The organism is Xanthomonas sp. D-109, assembly GCF_017746095.1.
GTDB classification, from domain to species: domain Bacteria; phylum Pseudomonadota; class Gammaproteobacteria; order Xanthomonadales; family Xanthomonadaceae; genus Xanthomonas_A; species Xanthomonas_A sacchari.
Map to the genome: position 1 here is coordinate 110875 of NZ_JAGHWV010000010.1, position 16780 is coordinate 127654.

Annotated in this window: 14 protein-coding genes; 7 read left to right on the forward strand and 7 right to left on the reverse strand. The window is 67.3% G+C overall.

Annotated features, from left to right (window positions below):
- The first annotated feature begins 324 nt into the window (after positions 1 to 324).
- The gene (locus J7357_RS11045) at positions 325 to 2085 is read left to right on the forward strand and encodes an oligopeptide:H+ symporter (protein WP_209246550.1); all 1761 of its coding nucleotides are present in this window, start codon (positions 325 to 327) and stop codon (positions 2083 to 2085) included.
- Between the two features lie 169 nt (positions 2086 to 2254).
- On the opposite strand, the gene J7357_RS11050 is transcribed toward J7357_RS11045, so the two are convergent.
- Positions 2255 to 4237 (reverse strand): S9 family peptidase, encoded by a 1983-nt coding sequence (locus J7357_RS11050; protein ID WP_209246432.1) that lies wholly within the window; start codon positions 4235 to 4237, stop codon positions 2255 to 2257.
- 98 nt (positions 4238 to 4335) lie between these two features.
- Complete coding sequence (locus tag J7357_RS11055) at positions 4336 to 5343, reverse strand: LacI family DNA-binding transcriptional regulator (RefSeq protein ID WP_209246552.1); 1008 nt, start codon at positions 5341 to 5343, stop codon at positions 4336 to 4338.
- 99 nt (positions 5344 to 5442) lie between these two features.
- Here J7357_RS11055 and J7357_RS11060 point away from each other — a divergent pair, with 99 nt between their 5' ends.
- The 5 genes from J7357_RS11060 to J7357_RS11080 are packed head-to-tail and all read left to right on the forward strand — an operon-like array spanning position 5443 to position 10065.
- The gene (locus tag J7357_RS11060; RefSeq protein WP_209246437.1) at positions 5443 to 6495 is read left to right on the forward strand and encodes a sugar phosphate isomerase/epimerase family protein; all 1053 of its coding nucleotides are present in this window, start codon (positions 5443 to 5445) and stop codon (positions 6493 to 6495) included.
- Positions 6496 to 6522: 27 nt separating this feature from the next.
- The gene (locus J7357_RS11065; RefSeq protein WP_209246439.1) at positions 6523 to 7740 is read left to right on the forward strand and encodes a nucleoside permease; all 1218 of its coding nucleotides are present in this window, start codon (positions 6523 to 6525) and stop codon (positions 7738 to 7740) included.
- A gap of 11 nt (positions 7741 to 7751) precedes the next feature.
- Positions 7752 to 8876, forward strand: coding sequence for a Gfo/Idh/MocA family oxidoreductase (locus tag J7357_RS11070; RefSeq protein ID WP_209246441.1), 1125 nt, complete (start codon positions 7752 to 7754; stop codon positions 8874 to 8876).
- 19 nt (positions 8877 to 8895) lie between these two features.
- The gene (locus tag J7357_RS11075) at positions 8896 to 9750 is read left to right on the forward strand and encodes a sugar phosphate isomerase/epimerase (RefSeq protein ID WP_209246443.1); all 855 of its coding nucleotides are present in this window, start codon (positions 8896 to 8898) and stop codon (positions 9748 to 9750) included.
- A 36-nt stretch (positions 9751 to 9786) separates the two neighbouring features.
- Positions 9787 to 10065, forward strand: coding sequence for a cytochrome c (locus J7357_RS11080; RefSeq protein WP_209246445.1), 279 nt, complete (start codon positions 9787 to 9789; stop codon positions 10063 to 10065).
- A gap of 27 nt (positions 10066 to 10092) precedes the next feature.
- Here the strand turns inward: J7357_RS11080 and J7357_RS11085 are convergent, their stop codons facing one another.
- The 5 genes from J7357_RS11085 to J7357_RS11105 all read right to left on the reverse strand — a co-directional run bounded on the left by J7357_RS11085 (position 10093) and on the right by J7357_RS11105 (position 15407).
- Positions 10093 to 10836, reverse strand: a complete 744-nt coding sequence (locus J7357_RS11085) for a DUF1080 domain-containing protein (protein ID WP_209246447.1) — start codon at positions 10834 to 10836, stop codon at positions 10093 to 10095.
- A gap of 43 nt (positions 10837 to 10879) precedes the next feature.
- Positions 10880 to 11452: a gluconate 2-dehydrogenase subunit 3 family protein gene (locus J7357_RS11090; RefSeq protein WP_209246449.1), complete on the reverse strand. Its 573-nt coding sequence runs from the start codon at positions 11450 to 11452 to the stop codon at positions 10880 to 10882.
- Entirely contained in the window at positions 11452 to 13137 is a 1686-nt protein-coding gene (locus J7357_RS11095; RefSeq protein WP_209246450.1) for a GMC family oxidoreductase, read from the reverse strand. The genes J7357_RS11090 and J7357_RS11095 overlap by 1 nt, the downstream gene beginning before the upstream one ends.
- A gap of 30 nt (positions 13138 to 13167) precedes the next feature.
- Positions 13168 to 14064: a TIM barrel protein gene (locus J7357_RS11100; RefSeq protein ID WP_209246452.1), complete on the reverse strand. Its 897-nt coding sequence runs from the start codon at positions 14062 to 14064 to the stop codon at positions 13168 to 13170.
- Between the two features lie 815 nt (positions 14065 to 14879).
- Entirely contained in the window at positions 14880 to 15407 is a 528-nt protein-coding gene (locus tag J7357_RS11105) for a single-stranded DNA-binding protein (protein ID WP_048489408.1), read from the reverse strand.
- Positions 15408 to 15688: 281 nt separating this feature from the next.
- Between J7357_RS11105 and J7357_RS11110 the strand changes: the two genes are divergently transcribed.
- Entirely contained in the window at positions 15689 to 16687 is a 999-nt protein-coding gene (locus J7357_RS11110) for a polyprenyl synthetase family protein (RefSeq protein ID WP_209246454.1), read from the forward strand.
- Positions 16688 to 16780 lie beyond the last annotated feature (93 nt).

Sequence of the window (16780 nt, forward strand, 5' to 3'; positions counted from 1 at the left end):
CTTCTCCCGAGGGGAGAAGGAACCGCAAGATCCCCTCTCCCATCGGGAGAGGGGTTGGGGTGAGGGTCCGGCGGCACGCAGCGTGCCCCAGCCATGCAGGCGCTGCCCAACCCTCATCCGCCCCTGCGGGGCACCTTCCCCCGAAAAGGGGGCCGTGGTCCCGACGGGAGAAGGAACAGCAGGCAGCCCCTCTCCCACCGGGAGAGGGGTTGGAGTGAGGGTACGGCGGCCACCGAACCCTCCATGCCGCACACCGCCACTCGCACGGGCGCCCGCGCGCCTATACTCCGCCGCTGCCTTCCTGCGCCGAGAGTCGCCGTGTCCGTGTCTTCCCTGCCGCTGCGCGACGCGCGCGACGATTTCCTCGGTCATCCCAAGGGCGTCTACGTCTGCTTCTTCACCGAGATGTGGGAGCGCTTCTCCTTCTACGGCATGAAGGCGCTGCTGTTGCTGTACCTCACCAAGTACCACCTGTTCGGCGACGACGCCGGGCTCGACCTGCTCGGCGCCTACGGCGGCCTGGTGTACTGCGTGCCGGTGCTCGGCGGGCTGCTCGCCGACCGCTGGCTGGGCATGCGCAAGGCGGTGGTGTTCGGCGGCCTGCTGCTGGTGCTCGGCCATATCGGCATGGCCTTCGAGGGCCACGCCGCCACCCGCATCAACGGCGAGGTGGTCCGCGATACCGCGTCCCTGGGCGTGACCTACCTGTCGCTGGCGCTGATCATCATGGGCGTGGGCTTCCTCAAGCCCAATATCTCCACCATCGTCGGCAAGCTGTATCCGGCCGACGACCCGCGCCGCGATGCCGGCTTCTCGCTGTTCTACGCCGGCATCAACCTCGGCGCCCTGTTCGCCTCGCTGGTCTGCGGCTTCCTCGGCGAGGCCTACGGCTGGCGCTACGGCTTCGGCGCGGCCGGCATCGGCATGCTGCTCGGCCTGGGCATGTTCCTGTGGGGCCAGAAATATCTGCACGGCCACGCCGAACCGGCGCAGCCGGCGCTGCTGCGCGAGCGCGTGCTCGGCGTGCCGCGCGAATGGGCGATCTACCTGTGCGCCGTGCTGGGCGTGCTGCCGGTGGCCGCCTTGATGTGGGCCGCGGCCAACGGCGCCTTCAGCCTGGGCGGGGAAATCTCCCTGGCCTTGCTGCTGATGCTGCTGGTGCTCGGCGCGGTGCTGCTGTGGTTCGCCTGGTTCACCGGCACCCAGTGCACGCCGGTACAGCGCCAGCAGATGATCGCGCTGATGGTGCTGATCGCGATGGCGCTGGTGTACTTCACCCTGTACGAGCAGACCTACGGCTCGTGGGTCACCTTCACCGACCGACTGATGACCAAGGACATCGTGCCGTCGCTGGTGATCCGCGGCGGCACGCCCCTGCCCTGGTCGATCGCCTCGTTGCTGCTGGCGCCGCTGGGCTTCGTGCTGGCGGCCTCGCTGTCCGACCGCCGCCCCGGCTCGTCGGCGCCGCGGCGGCTGTTCGTCGCGGTCAGCGCGCTGATGCTGCTGTTCCTGATCCGCGACTGCCTGGTGCTGCCGCAGACCGCCGGCTCGCTGACCTACCTGGGCGCGCTGTTCCTGGTGCTACTGGCGCCGCTGTTCGCCGCGCTGTGGGCATGGCTGGCGCAACGCGGACGCGAGCCGTCCAAGCCGACCAAGTCGGCGCTGGGATTGCTGCTGGCCGGACTGTCCTTCGTGCCACTGGCGCTGGCCGCGCAACAGGTCGGCGCCACCGGACAGATGGCCAGCGTGTGGTGGTTGGTGCTGGCCTACTTCGTGCTGGAAGCCGGCGAAATGTGCCTGTCGCCGGTCGGCCTGTCGGCGGTGACCCAGCTCGCGGTGCCGCGCGTGGTCAGCCTGATGATGGGCACCTGGTTCCTGGCCACGGCGTTCTCCGAGGCGCTGGCCGCGCTGTTCGGCAAGCTCGCCGCGATCGAGGTGCCGGACGGCCAGACCCTCAACGTCGCCGACGCCGCGGCCAAGTACGCGCACCTGTTCTGGCTGCTGCTGTGGATCGGCGTGGGTTGCGCGGTGCTGGCCTTCCTCGCCGCGCCGCTGCTGCGGCGGATGATGCATGGGGTGCGTTGAGCAGGTTGCCGCGGATGCCGCGCCAGCGCGACCGCGATTGCGACAGGCCCGGACGTGAGCCTGAGCCACTGACAGACCGAGTCAAGTGCGATCGGGACTCGCTTTGGACCGCACTGCCCTATGCACCTGCGATGCGTGCCGTGCAGGCACGCATCGCTAAGCGGGCCATTTACGGCTTCGCTGCCGCCGGCGCCGCCTGCGCACCGCCCAGCGACCTGCTGAGGAACGCCAGCAGCCGGGTGTAGAACTCGCGACGATGCGCTTCGGTGTAGAAGCCATGGCCCTCGGTCGGGACGTACAGCGTCTCCACCGGCACGCCCGCCTTCTTCAGGGCGGCTTCCATCTTCTTGGAGTGCTGGATGGGCGCAGTCTGATCCTCGCCACCAGCAGCCAGGAATACAGGCACCTTGATCTTGTCGGCCAGGTTCACTGGTGAAATCGCTGCCAATTCGTTGCCCGTCCCCATCCAGTCACGCAGAAAGTTCTGGCTGGAATCGCGCAGCTGGGCATCACCCCTGACATACATCATCGGCAGGTCGTAGACGCCGACATAGCCTGCCGCGCAGCGATACAGTGTCGGCTCCTTGGCCACGCCCATCAACGACGCATAGGCGCCATAGCTGGCACCGTACATGCAGATGCGCTGCGGGTCGGCGATGCCTTGATCGATCGCCCAGCGCGTGGCGTCGGTGAGGTCGTCCTGCATCTTGCCGCCCCACTGGCCGGCGCCCGCCAACTGGAACGCACGCCCGTAGTTGCTGGAGCCGCGATAATTGACCTGCAGCACCGCGTAACCGGCGCTGGCCAGGATCTGCGCATCCTCATCGAACATGCCGTTGTCGAAGACCAAGAACGGGCCGCCATGCGGCATCACCACCATCGGCACCTTGCCGGACTTGGCCGCCGCCGGCAGCGTCACAAACCCATGCAGCGGCAGGCCATCTCGCGCCTGCAACGCAATCGGCCGCACCTCCGCCAGCTTCGGCACCTGCAGTGCGGCACGGCGCGCGAACACGAAGTCGGCCTTCTTGGCGACGGTATCGAACAGGTAGAACTCGCCCGGATTGCGACCGGACTGCACGTTGACCAGGTTGAGCCGGCCGTCACGTGTGCTGGAAGTGACGTAGACCGCCTGTCCCGGGAATGCCGCTTCCAGCGAACGCTGGGTCTTGGCTTCGGGCGAATTCGTATCGAAGAACACGCTACGTGGCGTGTCGCCAAGTACCTCGATCCCGACGGGGACGCGGGTGCCATGGCGATACACGATCGCGAAAGGATCGGCTAGGGCATCGCGCGCCACTACCTTTCGCTCGCCAGTGTCCACATTCCAGGACTCGATCGCATCGCTACCTTTAGCCTGCTCGACTTGAAGGAAGGCGACACGCCCATCCTCGGAAAAGCCGATCGGCGTCTCTACGTGATGACTGACGCTTTCGTCATTGATCAGCTTCCAGTCGCTGCCCTGCGCATCGCGGTAGAACAGTTTACTGGCGTTGTCCGCGTCGGCGCCCCAGGCAAAACGCACTTTGCCTTGTCCATCGGAAAAAAATTTCGCCCTGCGGACGCTCGGCGAACCGACCAATGCACGTCTGCGGCCGCTGTACACATCCATGACCTCGGTCCGGCTGTAAGGATCCTTGCTCACACTGAAGGGACGTACACGAATGATGACATTACGATCATCACCGGGCAGCGGGCCAACCATGTCGGCAATGACATCCTCCACCTTTTTGGTCTGGATCAGCGTGCCAGGTCCGTTGCCGGTCACGCGCTGGCCCACCAACAGCTCGGCCGCCCCGCCGTCGGCGTTGATCGCGAACAGTTCCCCGGTCCCCCACGGCCGATCCCGCTGCCCGATCTTCTGGACCATGTTGAACAGCACGCGTGTGTCGTTGACCCACACGAAATCGGAGACGTGCGTGTTCTTCTCCATCGAGAAGCTGCCGACGATCTTGTTGTCGGAGCGGCGCATGATCGCCAGCGCGGTCCGATCCTCCAGGGGCACTGTCGCCGCGTAATACTCGCCAGTGGGCGACAGCTTCAGTGTTTCGACCTGCTCCTTGACCAGATACGGCGCCAGATCCACCTGCGCCCATGCACTCCCCGCTCCCAGCAGACACAACAACGCGACTGCGCGCAGTCCCCTCTTCATTCCCTGTTCCCCTGTTCCTGTTGGCGTGACGTCCGTGTGAAGTCTAATCCAGACGCTTGTCCGATGGCGTACCGAAAGCTGGCGTGACCCCTGGCGACCTACCCCCTCGGCGCAGCGGTCGACCCGCGCACCATCAAGCTGAAATCCAGCGTCTGCTGCAGCGGCACGTCCCCCCGCTCGATGATGGCGAGCAGCAGGTTGACCGCGCGGACACCGATGTCGCGCATGGGCTGCCTGATCGTCGTCAATGGGGGGCTGAGGTAACTGGACGAGGCCAAGTCGTCGAAGCCGACGATGGACAGGTCGTCCGGCACGCGGATGCCCAGGTCGCGGCAGGCCGCCAGGGCGCCCAGTGCCATCTGGTCGCTGAAGCAGAAGATCGCGGTCGGCGCAGGCGCACGGCCCAGCAGCGTGAGCGCCGCCGCATGGCCGGATTCGACGGAGAAATCGCCCGGCACGACGGTCAGGCCGCGCAGGCGGCGGTGCGCCTTGGCGCAGGCCCGGACCCCTTCCAGGCGTTGCTGATGCAGGGGATTGTCGGGCGGGCCGCCGACCACGGCGATCCGCGTGTGCCCCAGCCCATACAGGTGGTCCATCACGGCGCCCGCGGCGGCCGCGTTGTCGATGTGCACGCTGGGGATACCCAGCGCCGGGTCGAACTCGCAGCCGTTGACCACCGGCGCGGCGGCGCCCTGCTGCTTGACGATCGCGCGCGCCGTCGGCGGCAGGCGGTGGCCGAGCACGATCAGGCCGTCGGCCTCGTTGCGCCGGAGCATCTGCGCATAGCGCTCCTCGCGGTCGGGCTGGTGCTGGGTATCGCCCAGCAGCACGGCGTAGCCGACCGCCTGCGCAGCGTCTTCCGCGCCCTGCAGGATCTGCGCAAAGAAGGGATTGGCGATGTCCGGGACGGTGACCAGGAGCTTGCCGCTGCGCTGGGTCTTGAGCGTCCTGGCCACCGTGTTGGGGACATAGCCGAGCGCGGCGGCGGCCTGCTCGATGCGCGCGCGCGTGGCGGGCAGGACCTTTTCCGGCCGGGACAGCGCCCGCGACACCGTGCCCGCAGTGACGCCGACGTGCTTTGCGATGTCGTAGATGGTTGTGGCCATGAATCTGAGCTCTTCTTCTTTCTGCTGTGCAGTGCACAACGGGTCTTGCGGGGGGCCCATGCTAGGATCATTCAATCGATTGCACGAGGGCGAATCACGTTGAAGACGCTCAAGGGTCCGGCGCTGTTCCTGGCACAGTTCATCGCCGACACACCTCCCTTCAATCGCTTGGACACGCTGGCCGAATGGGCTGCGGGCCTGGGCTATTCTGGCCTACAAGTCCCGACCAGCGCGCCCCACCTGTTCGATCTGGCCCAGGCCGCGCACAGCCAGGCGTACTGCGACGACCTCGCCGGCATGCTGGCCGGGCACGGCCTGCAGATCACCGAGCTGTCCACCCACCTGCAGGGACAACTGGTCGCGGTGCACCCCGCCTACGATGGCCTGTTCGACGGATTCGCACCGCCGGACAAGCGCGGCAACCCCGCCGCCCGCCAGGCCTGGGCGGTGGAGCAGCTGCAGCTGGCGGCCAAGGCCAGCCAGCGCCTGGGACTGACCGCGCATGCCACGTTTTCCGGCGCGCTGGCCTGGCCTTATTTCTATCCCTGGCCGCAACGCCCGCCCGGGCTGGTGGAAGAAGCCTTCGCCGAACTCGGCCGGCGCTGGCGCCCCATCCTGGATGCCTTCGACGCCTGCGGCGTGGACCTGTGCTTCGAGATCCACCCGGGCGAGGACCTGCACGACGGCGCGACCTTCGAGCGCTTCCTCGACGTGGTCGACCACCATCCACGCGCCAAGATCCTGTACGACCCCAGCCACCTGCTGCTGCAGCAGATGGACTACCTGGGCTTCATCGATCGCTACCACGCGCGCATCGGCATCTTCCACGTCAAGGACGCAGAGTACCGGGCCAGTGCGCGCAGCGGCGTCTACGGCGGCTACCAGGACTGGATCGATCGTCCGGGGCGGTTCCGCTCGCTCGGCGATGGCCAGGTCGACTTCAAGGCGATCTTCTCCAAGTTCGCGCAATACGATTTCCCGGGCTGGGCCGTGCTGGAGTGGGAGTGCTGCCTGAAGCATCCGGAAGACGGGGCGCGCGAGGGCGCCGCGTTCATTCGCGACCACATCATCCGCGTGACCGAACGCGCCTTCGACGACTTCGCCGGCAGCGGTGCCGATCCGGCAGCGCTGCGCCGCATGTTGGGGACCTGAGCCATTGCCGCCCTGGGAGGGGACGCCATGACGCACACCATGTCGCGCTTGGGCGCGATGATGTTTCTGCAGTTCTTCATCTGGGGCGCCTGGTTCGTGACCCTGGGGACCTACCTGGTGCAGGGGCCGCTGCACGCAAGCGCGAGCCAGGTGGCGACGGCGTTCCTCAGCCAGTCCATCGGCGCCATCGTCGCGCCGTTCCTGGTCGGCCTGATCGCCGACCGCTACTTCGCCGCGCAGCGCATCCTGGGGGTGCTGCACCTCGCCGGTGCGGTGCTGATGTGGCTGGCATCCACGGCGACCGACTTCAGCGTGTTCTTCGCCTGCGTCATGGGCTACATGCTGCTGTTCATGCCGACGCTGGCACTGGCCAACAGCGTGGCGATGCGGCACATGCAGTCGCCTGAGAAGCAGTTTCCCCCGGTACGGGTCGCCGGCAGCGTCGGCTGGATCGTGGCCGGCGTGCTGATCGGCTGGCTAGGCTGGGAGCAGGCGCATCGGCTCGAGCTGACCTTCCGGATGGCGGCGATGGCCTCGCTGGCACTGGGCCTGTATGCCTTCACCCTGCCGCACACGCCACCGCTGGCGCGGCAGCGCGACGCCGGGCTGGGGCAGATCCTGGGGCTGGATTCGCTGCGGCTGCTCAAGTCGCGCTCCTATCTGGTGTTCTTCCTGGCCTCCATCGCCATCTGCATCCCGCTGGCGTTCTACTACAACTTCACCAACCCCTACCTCAACGACCTGGGCGTGCGTGGCGCGGCCGGCCTGCAGTCGCTGGGCCAGGTCTCCGAAGTGCTGCTGATGCTGGCCATGCCGTTCCTGTTCGTGCGGCTGGGGGTCAAGACGATGCTGGCGGTGGGCATGGCGGCGTGGGTGCTGCGCTATGCGATGTTCGCCTTCGGCGATGCGGGCGGCGGCTTCTCGCTGCTGGTGATCGGCATCGTGCTGCACGGCATCTGCTACGACTTCTTTTTCGTCACCGGCCAGATCTACACCGATGCGCATGCCGGCCCCGCCGCACGCAGCAGCGCACAGGGCTTCATCACCCTGGCCACGTACGGCGTGGGCATGCTGATCGGCACCTTCCTGTCCGGCGCGGTGGTGGAGCACTACACCACCGCGGCGGGCCCGGACTGGCGGCAGATCTGGCTGTTCCCGGCCGGCGTGGCACTGGTGGTGCTGGTCGCCTTCCTGCTGCTGTTCCGCGACCGGCCCAGCGTTGCGGCCGCGCCCTCCGCGTCTTGAGGATTCCACCGATGCCCCAGCTTGGAATCGCCATCGTCGGCACCGGCATGATCGGGGCCGTGCACCGTCGCGCGGCGCTGCTGGCCGGCGCCTCGGTCCGCGGCGTCGCCGCCTCGTCCCCGCAGCGCGCACGCGAGGTGGCGCAGTCGTGGGATGTCCCGCATGCCTATCGCGATATCGAGGAGGTGGTCGCCGACCCGCAGGTGCAGGTCGTGCACGTGTGCACACCCAACCATCTGCATCGCGCCATGGCACAGGCGGCGCTGGACGCCGGCAAGCACGTGATCTGCGAGAAGCCGCTGGCCACGACGCTGGAGGATGCCCAGGCTCTGGCAGCCTTGGCCCGCTCGACCGGGCTGGTCGCCACGGTGCCCTTCGTCTACCGCTACCACCCGGTGGTCCGCGAGGCGCGCGCCCGCATCGCCCAGGGCGAACTGGGGCCGCTGCGCCTGATCCACGGCAGCTACCTGCAGGACTGGCTGCTGGACCCGGCCAGCAACAACTGGCGCGTGGACCCGACGCTGGGCGGCACGTCGCGCGTGTTCGCCGACATCGGCTCGCACTGGTGCGACCTGGTGGAATGGGTGAGCGGCGAGCGCTTCGCCGAGGTCAGTGCGGCATTCGCGACGGTGATCGCCGAGCGCGGCACCAATACCGGGCAGAGCTTCACCACGCCGGCGGCGGGCGGCGCGATGCAAGCGGTCGCGAGCGAAGACGTGGCCATGGCGATGCTCAGAACCGGCGCGGGCACGCTGGCCTCGTTGACGGTCAGCCAGGTCTCGGCAGGGCGCCGCAATCGCCTCTGGTTCGAGATCGATGGCGCCAGCGCCAGCGTCGCGTTCGACCAGGAGGACGCCGAACGGCTGTGGATCGGCCGGCCGGACCAGCGCGAGGAGATCTTCGTGCGCGGGCCGGGTGCCGGCAGTGCCGAGCAACGCCGGCTGGCGACGTTGCCGGCCGGGCACGCACAGGGCTACGGCGATTGCTTCGAGGCGTTCGTCGCCGACACCTACCGCGCCATCGCAGGCGAGCGGCCGGACGGCCTGCCCACCTTCGAGGACGGGCTGCGCTCGGCGCTGATCGTCGATCGCGTCATCGCATCGGCCAGGACACGCGGCTGGACATCCATCGACTGACTTCCGGGAGGACTTCCTGATGAACACACCGACACGCAGAACCGCAACCCTCGCACTGCTGCTCCTCGTGGCCCTGCCCGCCTTCGCACACGACGTCGCCGGTCCGCAGGCCCCCATCGCGGTGCAGATGTACACGCTGCGCAACGCCGGCTCGCTCGACCAGCAGTTGAAGATCGTCCACGACGCGGGCGTGGGCGCGGTGGAAACGGTCGGCACGCAGAACGTGAGTGCGGTGGAACTCAAGCAGTTGCTGGACAAGTATTCGATCAAGGCGATCTCCTCGCACGTCCAGCTGGCCGACCTGCGCAAGGACCTTGACGGCGCGGTGGCCTTCAACCGCTCGATCGGCAACACGACACTGGTGGTGCCTTACCTGGACCAGAAGGAGCGGCCCACCGATGCCGCAGGCTGGACCGCACTGGGCAAGGAACTGGGCCAACTCGCGAAACGGGCACGCGCCAAGGGCATGCGCCTGGCCTATCACAACCACGACTTCGAACTGGTCGACTTCAATGGCAAGACCGGCCTGGAACTGCTGTTCGCCGCGGCCGGCCCCGATCTCAAGACCGAGCTGGACCTGGCCTGGGTCGCGCGCGCGGGCTACGACCCGGCGGCGATGCTGGGCAAGTTCAAGGGCCGCATGTTCGCGGTCCACGCCAAGGACAACGCACCGAAAGGCCAGGCCGCAGACGAAGGCGGCTTCGCCGCGGTCGGCAAGGGCGTCCTGAACTGGAGCGCGATCCTGCCCGCCGCGGCGGCGAGCGGCGTGCAGTGGTACATCATCGAGCACGACCAGCCACGCGACCCGGCCACCGTCATCAAGACCGGGGCCGAGTACCTGCGCGAACACCTGCCCGCCGCCACGCCGCGCTAGTCCACAGAGGAGTCCCGTTTGAACACGATCCCGACGATGACCGTGGTGCTGATGGGGGCGACGCTGGCGAGCACGGCCTGGGCCAAGGACGACCCGACGGCCGGCGCGCAGCTCTACGCGAACCACTGCACGGCCTGCCACGGTGCGAATCGCGCCGGCGTCCCGCCCACCTTCCCCGCGCTGACCGACGTGGGCACGCGACTGCAGCCCGCGCAGATCAAGGAGAAGATCCGCAACGGCGGCGGGTTGATGCCGCCGTTCTCGCAGCTGTCGCAGCAGGAAGTGGACGACCTTGCCAGTTTCCTGGCGCAGTAGGCGACCCGCGCCGACTGCGCGCGGACCCTACAATTCGCGCACCCAGATATTGCGGTAGCTGACCTTGGAGTCGTGCTCCTGCAGCAGGATCGGCGCGCAGGCATGCGGCGCATACGACGGCGCGCCGATGTACTCGGTCTTGCCCGACAGCACCGTGTCGTTCTGCACCAGCACGCCGTTGTGCAGGACAGTGATGCGGGCGGGCGACGTGAGTCCGCCGCCCTGCGAGAAGCGCGGCGCCTTCCAGATGATGTCGTACGCCTGCCACTGGCCCGGCGCACGCGAGGCGTTCACCAGCGGAATGGCCTGCTTGTAGATGGCACCGGCCTGGCCGTTGGCATAGGTGGGGTTGTCGTAGCTGTCGAGCACCTGCAACTCATAGCGTTCCTGCAGGAAGATGCCGCTGTTCCCGCGCTGCTGGCCGTCGAATCCGCGCGTCGCGGTGGGCGTGCGCCATTCCACGTGCAACTGGATGTCGCAGAAGCCTTGCTTGGTGCGGATGCCCTTGCTGCCCGGCACCACGGTCATTGCGCCGTCGGCGACACTCCAGGGCACGCGTCCGCCCTGCTCCGACTCCCAGGCCGACAGATCCTTGCCATCGAACAGCACGATCGCGTCGGAAGGCGCGCGGCCCGCAGGCGTGGCCACCATCGCGGGCACGGGCTTCCACACTTCGGTCTTGGTCGGATCGCGCGCGGGGTCGGCGTCGGCCTGCGCGAACGCAGGCGCGGTGGCCAGCAGGCAGGCCGCCATCAGCAGGGATCTGGTCATCGTGTTTCCAGGCAAGGAAGGGATGGCGAAGCGTGGCGGTGCATCAACTGGTTGCCCAGGCAGGCGTGCCGGGGACATAGGTGATGTCCTCGTAGCGGCCCGGCACGGCAACGTAGCGCAGCACGTCGGTCGCACCGATCTCGGAAGTGAAGAAACCGAAGATGGTCAGCTGCTTGATCATCGTGAAGGGATGCGGCATCGCGTCCGACGCTTCGGCGGTACCGGTATCGGTCACGTCGATGGCGTGCGCCCTGGCCTCCGCATCCAGGGCGCGCAGCAACTCGGTGCGCGCCTGCGGCGTGAGCGAGACGAAGCGACCGCCGGCACGTTTGTCGATCTCGGCCAGGCCGGCACGGAACGTCGCCTGCTGCCGGGCGGTGTAGCAGTCGGTGACGAATTTCGCCATGAACGCACCGGCAGCGGCGTCCTTCGCCCCCGGCGTCTTGGTCCGTGGCAGGATGGTCTCGGCGATCTCGTCCAGGGTGTCGATGTCGGCGGCGGAGAACAGCGCCTTCGCCCCCGCGGCCGGCGCCTGGCCATGCACGAGCGCGGGCAGGCCCACCATGGCCGCGCCCGTGGCGGCGAAGATCATCTTCAGCAGTTCGCGACGTTCCATCACAGGTTCCCCGCTTTCAGTTCGCGCACCGCATGATCGGCGGCCCGTGCGGTCAGCGCCATGTAGGTCAGCGAGGGATTCACGCAGGCGCTGGAGGTCATGCAGGCGCCGTCGGTCACGTAGACGTTCGGCGCGTCCCACACCTGATTGTACTGGTTCAGCACGGAGTTCTTGCGGTCCCGGCCCATGCGCGCGGTGCCCATCTCGTGGATGCCCTTGCCCGGCGCGTAGTCGGAATCGTGCATCTTCACGTCCTTGACGCCGGCCGCCTCCAGCATCTCGGCGGCGTCGGCGGCCATGTCCTTGCGCATGGCCTTTTCGTTCTCGCGCATGGCCACGTCCATCGCCAGTACCGGCAGCCCCCATTTGTCCTTGCGCTGCGGGTCCAGGCGAATCGCGTTGTCGTGGTGGGGCAGCATTTCGCCGAAGCCGGTCATGCCGATGCGCCAGTCGCCCGGCAGGGTCAGCGCTTCCTTCAGGTCGGCGCCGATGTTCAGTTCGGCGATCTCGCGCGACCAGCCGGTGCGGCTGGCGCCCCCCTGGTAGCCGAAGCCGCGCAGGTAGCCGCGCTTGTCCGCGGCAATGTTGCGGAACCGCGGGATGTAGAAGCCGCAGGGACGACGGCCGAAGTAGTACTTGTCCTCGTAGCCCTCGACCCGGCCGGAGGCACCGGCGCCGAAATGATGGTCCATCACGTTGTGCCCGAGTTCGCCGGACGACGACCCCAGGCCGCCGTCCCACACGTCGGTGGCGGAATTCATCAGCAGCCAGGTCGAGTTGAACGAGGACGCGTTGAGGAAGACGACCTTGGCCGTGTACTGGTAGGTCTGTCCGCTCTCGGCGTCGATGATCTCCACGCCGCGCGCGCGCTTGCGGTCCTTGTCGTAGAGCACTTCCTTGACGATCGAGAACGGCCGCAGGGTCAGGTTGCCCGTCTTCATCGCCGCCGGCAGCGTGGCCGACTGGGTCGAGAAATAGGCGCCGAAGGGACAGCCCAGGATGCACTTGTTGCGGTACTGGCAGTTGACGCGGCCCTGCTCGACCTTGGGCTGGGTGATGTTGGCGGTACGCGAGTGGATCAGATGTCGGGTGCCGCCGAAGGCCTTCTTGATCCGCGCGGCGACGTCCTTCTCGACGATGTTCAGCGGGATCGGCGGCAGGAACTCGCCGTCCGGCAACACGTCCAGTCCCTCGCGCGTGCCGGCGATGCCGGCGAACGTCTCCACGTGGTCGTACCAGGGCGCGATGTCGGCGTAGCGGATCGGCCAATCGGTGGCGATGCCGTCCTTGAGGTTCGCCTGGAAATCCAGGTCCGACAGGCGATAGCTCTGCCGTCCCCACATCAGCGAGCGGCCGCCGACGTGATAGCCGCGGAACCAGTCGAATCGCTTGATCTCGGTGTAGGGCGACTCCTGTTCGTCGGCCCACATCCCCTGCAGGTTCTCGACCAGGCCGTAGTCGCGCATCAGCACCGGATGAGCGGCCTTCATCGCCTGGGTGGGTCGGTTGCGGTGCGGGAAGTCCCACGCCTCCTTCATCGCGTTGACGTAGTCCTTGACGTGCTCGATGTTGCGTCCGCGTTCCAGCATCAGGACCTTGAGTCCCTTCTCGGTCAGCTCCTTCGCCGCCCAACCGCCACTGATTCCCGAGCCAACGACGATGGCGTCGTAATGATTGTCTGCCATGGGTTCTACTTCACCTTGGTGGATAGCGTTTCAGACGTCGCAGAGGCGGATCGCCTCGCGCAGCGAGCCGACGGGATCCGGCGCCGTGGGAATGAATTCCTGGGCCAGATAACCATCGAAACCGGTGTCGCGGATCGCGCGACAGATGGCGGGATAGTGGAGCTCCTGAGCGTCCCCGATCTCGTGCCGGCCCGGAACGCCGGCGGTGTGGTAATGCTTGAAGCACGCGTGATGCTTGCCGATGGTGGCGATGATGTCGCCCTCCATGATCTGCATGTGGTAGATGTCGTACAGCAGGCCGAAATGGTCCGAGCCGATCCGCTGGCACAGCTCCACGCCCCAGGCCGAGTGATCGCACAGATAGTCGTGATGATCGACCTTGGAGTTCAGCAGCTCCATCACCAGCACGACATCGCGCTTCTCGGCATGGCCAAGGATGCGCTTGAGCCCGGCTTCGGCGTGGGCCATGCCTTCCTGCGGATCCATGCCATTGCGATTGCCGGAAAAACAGATGAGGTTGCGATAGCCGGCATCGGCCACCAGGTCGATGTGCCGCGTGTAGCGCTCGACCAGTGCATCGTGGAACTGGCTGCCGGCGAAGCCCTTGTCCAGGCCGAGTTCCGCGCCATTGCACATCGCGCTGTACACACCGTGCGCCTTCAGCGTGGGCCAATCCGCCGGCCCTACCAGATCGATGGCGGCAAACCCGAGGCCCTTCACCACCTGGCAAAGCTGGGCGACCGACAGCTGCGGAAACGTCCAGCGGGCGACGGAATGCTTCAGGTTGCCCTTGAGCGGCGTGGCGGCAGCGAGTGCCGGCAACATGCCCACTGCCCCCAGGCCAAGGCTCCCGGCAACCACCATGCGCAGCGCCTCGCGCCGCGTGAACCCCGAGGCCGGCGCCGGTCCGATCGAATGGATAGACATCCACCTTCCGGCCTCCCAACCGGTTCAAACGCTGAAGAATCGCCGCGATTCAATCGATTGAACCATACGGGAGGAAATGAGTTTTTTGCAAGACGCGGTGCACGAAAACCAATGCTGCAGGGCACAACGTTGTCGCACCGATGGCCGCATGACAGTGATGGAACGTCGGGAGGTGCGTGGAGGTAGACACGTCGATGCACAACGAAAACAGGCTTGCGACAGCGGGAATCATGTCCCTGCAGGGGAAGCATCGCGAGAAGCAAGTGAAACCTTAGCTCGCATTCCGCTGGCGCACTGGGCTGCCCACAAGGCGCCTGGGATGGGGACCGGATGGAAGCTTCAGCGCATCCGCGCCACGCTGCCACGCGCATTCATGTGACGCGGATATTGGCATAGAGGCGAGCGCAACCAATGTGCTTTTCGTAGGAGCGGCTTTTAGCCGCGACAGGCTTTCCCAGGAACGCCGTCGCGACTAAAAGCCGCTCCTATGACGCTTGATCCATCCGGCCACGCCGGCCGGCACCAGCGACAGCATGAATTCGGCACGAGCCACCGCGCCAAGGCGTGCGCGAGGCGAGGGCATGCGAAGCCACGATCGGCGATCAACCCGATTCAGCGAAGGCGAGAACAGCGGGACACTCGCCGCGTGCACGCACGCTTCGCCCACCCCGATGCCCATCGCCCATCGTTTACACCGTCTCCGCGCAGGACACAGGGCCCAGGCCGGCAGAAAGGAAACCATCTCGTGCAAAAAGAAAACCCCGGCAAGCACATTGGCTTGCCGGGGTTTGTCTGCATCGCAGAACCACCAAGAATCAGAACGGGATATCGTCGTCCGCGAAGTCGTCCATCGGTGCGGACTGCTGCGGGGCCGGCTGCTGCCGGCGCGGCGCGTAATCCTGCCCGCCACCACCACCGCCACCACCGCCCATGCCGGAACGCTCCTGGCGCGGCGGTGCCGAGCGCTGCGGACGGTCGCCGCCGCCCATGCCGCCGCCACCACCCTCGCCGCGGCCGCCGAGCATCTGCATCTCGTCGGCGACGATGTCGGTGGAGTACTTCTCCACGCCGTCCTGGCCGGTGTACTTGTCGTAGCGGATCGAGCCTTCGACGTAGACCGAGCTGCCCTTGCGCAGGTACTCGCCGGCGATCTCACCGAGCTTTCCGAAGAAAACGACGCGGTGCCACTCGGTGCGTTCCTGCTGGTTGCCGTCGCGGTCCTTGCGCACGCTGGTGGTGGCCAGGCTGATGCGGGTGATGGCCATGCCGGCCTGGGTGTACTTGGTGTCGGGATCGTTGCCGAGGTTGCCGACGAGGATGACTTTGTTGATGCCGCGGGCCATGAGCTGCTTCCGTCTGGGGTCTCCGCGGGCCGGGGGCGCGCAGAGCGGTAAAGAAGATTTCGGGAAGCAATCCTAACATCGCCGGGCTGGACCGGCCTGCGCCAGGCGCCCGCCGGCGCCCCGGAAAACGCCGCATCGGCCTGTCGGAATCCTGCCTGCGCGCGCCCCGCAGGGCGCTGCAAAGCCAGCTGGGGCAAGCCTTCGGGCCCCGGCGCCGCCCCACCGCGGGACGGATGTGGCCGCGCACCCTATACTTTGCGCACGTTTCCAGTCCTGTCCGCATGAGCATCGCCGAATCCCCCAGCTCCGCCCTGGGCCTGCCCCAGATCCAGATGCTCGCCGCGCCGGACATGGCCGAGGTGGACGCCCTGATCCGCCGCCGCCTGGCCTCGGACGTCGTGCTGATCAACCAGATCGCCGACCACATCGTCTCCGCCGGCGGCAAGCGCCTGCGGCCGATGCTGGTGGTGCTGGCCGGCCGCGCCTGCGGCGCCGGCGGGCCGATGCAGCACCAGTTGGCGGCGATCATCGAATTCATCCACACCTCGACCCTGCTGCACGACGACGTGGTGGACGAATCGGACCTGCGCCGCGGCCGCAGCACCGCCAACGCGCTGTGGGGCAACGCGCCCAGCGTGCTGGTCGGCGACTTCCTGTACTCGCGCAGCTTCCAGCTGATGGTGGAGCTGGACAGCATGGCGGTGATGCGCCTGCTCGCCGACACCACCAACCGCATCGCCGAAGGCGAGGTGCTGCAACTGCTGCACGTGCACAACCCGGACACCGACGAAGCCGCCTACCTGCGCGTGATCGAGCGCAAGACCGCGGTGCTGTTCGCCGCCGGCACCCGCTTGGGCGCGTTGGCCTCCGGCGCCAGCGAGGACGTGCAGCAGCGGCTGTACGACTACGGCATGCAACTGGGCTATGCCTTCCAGATCGCCGACGACGTGCTCGACTACACCGCCGACGCCGCCGACCTGGGCAAGAACCTGGGCGACGACTTGGCCGAGGGCAAGGCCACGCTGCCGCTGATCCACGCGATGGCGCATGCCGACGACGCCACCCGCGCGCGCCTGCGCCAGATCGTCGAACAGGGCGACGCCAGCGCGATGCCGGAGGTGCTGGCGGCGATCGAGGCCAGCGGCGGCATCGACTACAGCCGCCGCCGCGCGGCCGACTACGCCGCCGCCGCCGAGCGCGCCCTGGACGGCCTGCCCGAGAACGAGGCCGTGGCTGCCCTGCGCGGGCTGGCGCGGTACGCGGTGTCGCGGAAGCATTGATCCGGCGCGCTGCGCGCGCCGGATGGGATTTGGGAGTCGGGATTCGGGATTCGTTAAAGCGGCTTGTCTGAGATCCGACGCACTGCTGGCTCA

Excerpts from the sequence above, each read along its gene's own strand:
- J7357_RS11050 (WP_209246432.1), bottom strand. The coding sequence starts at position 4,237 with ATGAAGAGGGGACTGCGCGCAGTCGCGTTGTTGTGTCTGCTGGGAGCG.
- J7357_RS11055 (WP_209246552.1), bottom strand. The coding sequence starts at position 5,343 with ATGGCCACAACCATCTACGACATCGCAAAGCACGTCGGCGTCACTGCG.
- J7357_RS11065 (WP_209246439.1), top strand. The coding sequence starts at position 6,523 with ATGACGCACACCATGTCGCGCTTGGGCGCGATGATGTTTCTGCAGTTC.
- J7357_RS11070 (WP_209246441.1), top strand. The coding sequence starts at position 7,752 with ATGCCCCAGCTTGGAATCGCCATCGTCGGCACCGGCATGATCGGGGCC.
- J7357_RS11075 (WP_209246443.1), top strand. The coding sequence starts at position 8,896 with ATGAACACACCGACACGCAGAACCGCAACCCTCGCACTGCTGCTCCTC.
- J7357_RS11080 (WP_209246445.1), top strand. The coding sequence starts at position 9,787 with ATGACCGTGGTGCTGATGGGGGCGACGCTGGCGAGCACGGCCTGGGCC.
- J7357_RS11085 (WP_209246447.1), bottom strand. The coding sequence starts at position 10,836 with ATGACCAGATCCCTGCTGATGGCGGCCTGCCTGCTGGCCACCGCGCCT.
- J7357_RS11090 (WP_209246449.1), bottom strand. The coding sequence starts at position 11,452 with ATGGAACGTCGCGAACTGCTGAAGATGATCTTCGCCGCCACGGGCGCG.
- J7357_RS11095 (WP_209246450.1), bottom strand. The coding sequence starts at position 13,137 with ATGGCAGACAATCATTACGACGCCATCGTCGTTGGCTCGGGAATCAGT.
- J7357_RS11100 (WP_209246452.1), bottom strand. The coding sequence starts at position 14,064 with ATGTCTATCCATTCGATCGGACCGGCGCCGGCCTCGGGGTTCACGCGG.
- J7357_RS11105 (WP_048489408.1), bottom strand. The coding sequence starts at position 15,407 with ATGGCCCGCGGCATCAACAAAGTCATCCTCGTCGGCAACCTCGGCAAC.
- J7357_RS11110 (WP_209246454.1), top strand. The coding sequence starts at position 15,689 with ATGAGCATCGCCGAATCCCCCAGCTCCGCCCTGGGCCTGCCCCAGATC.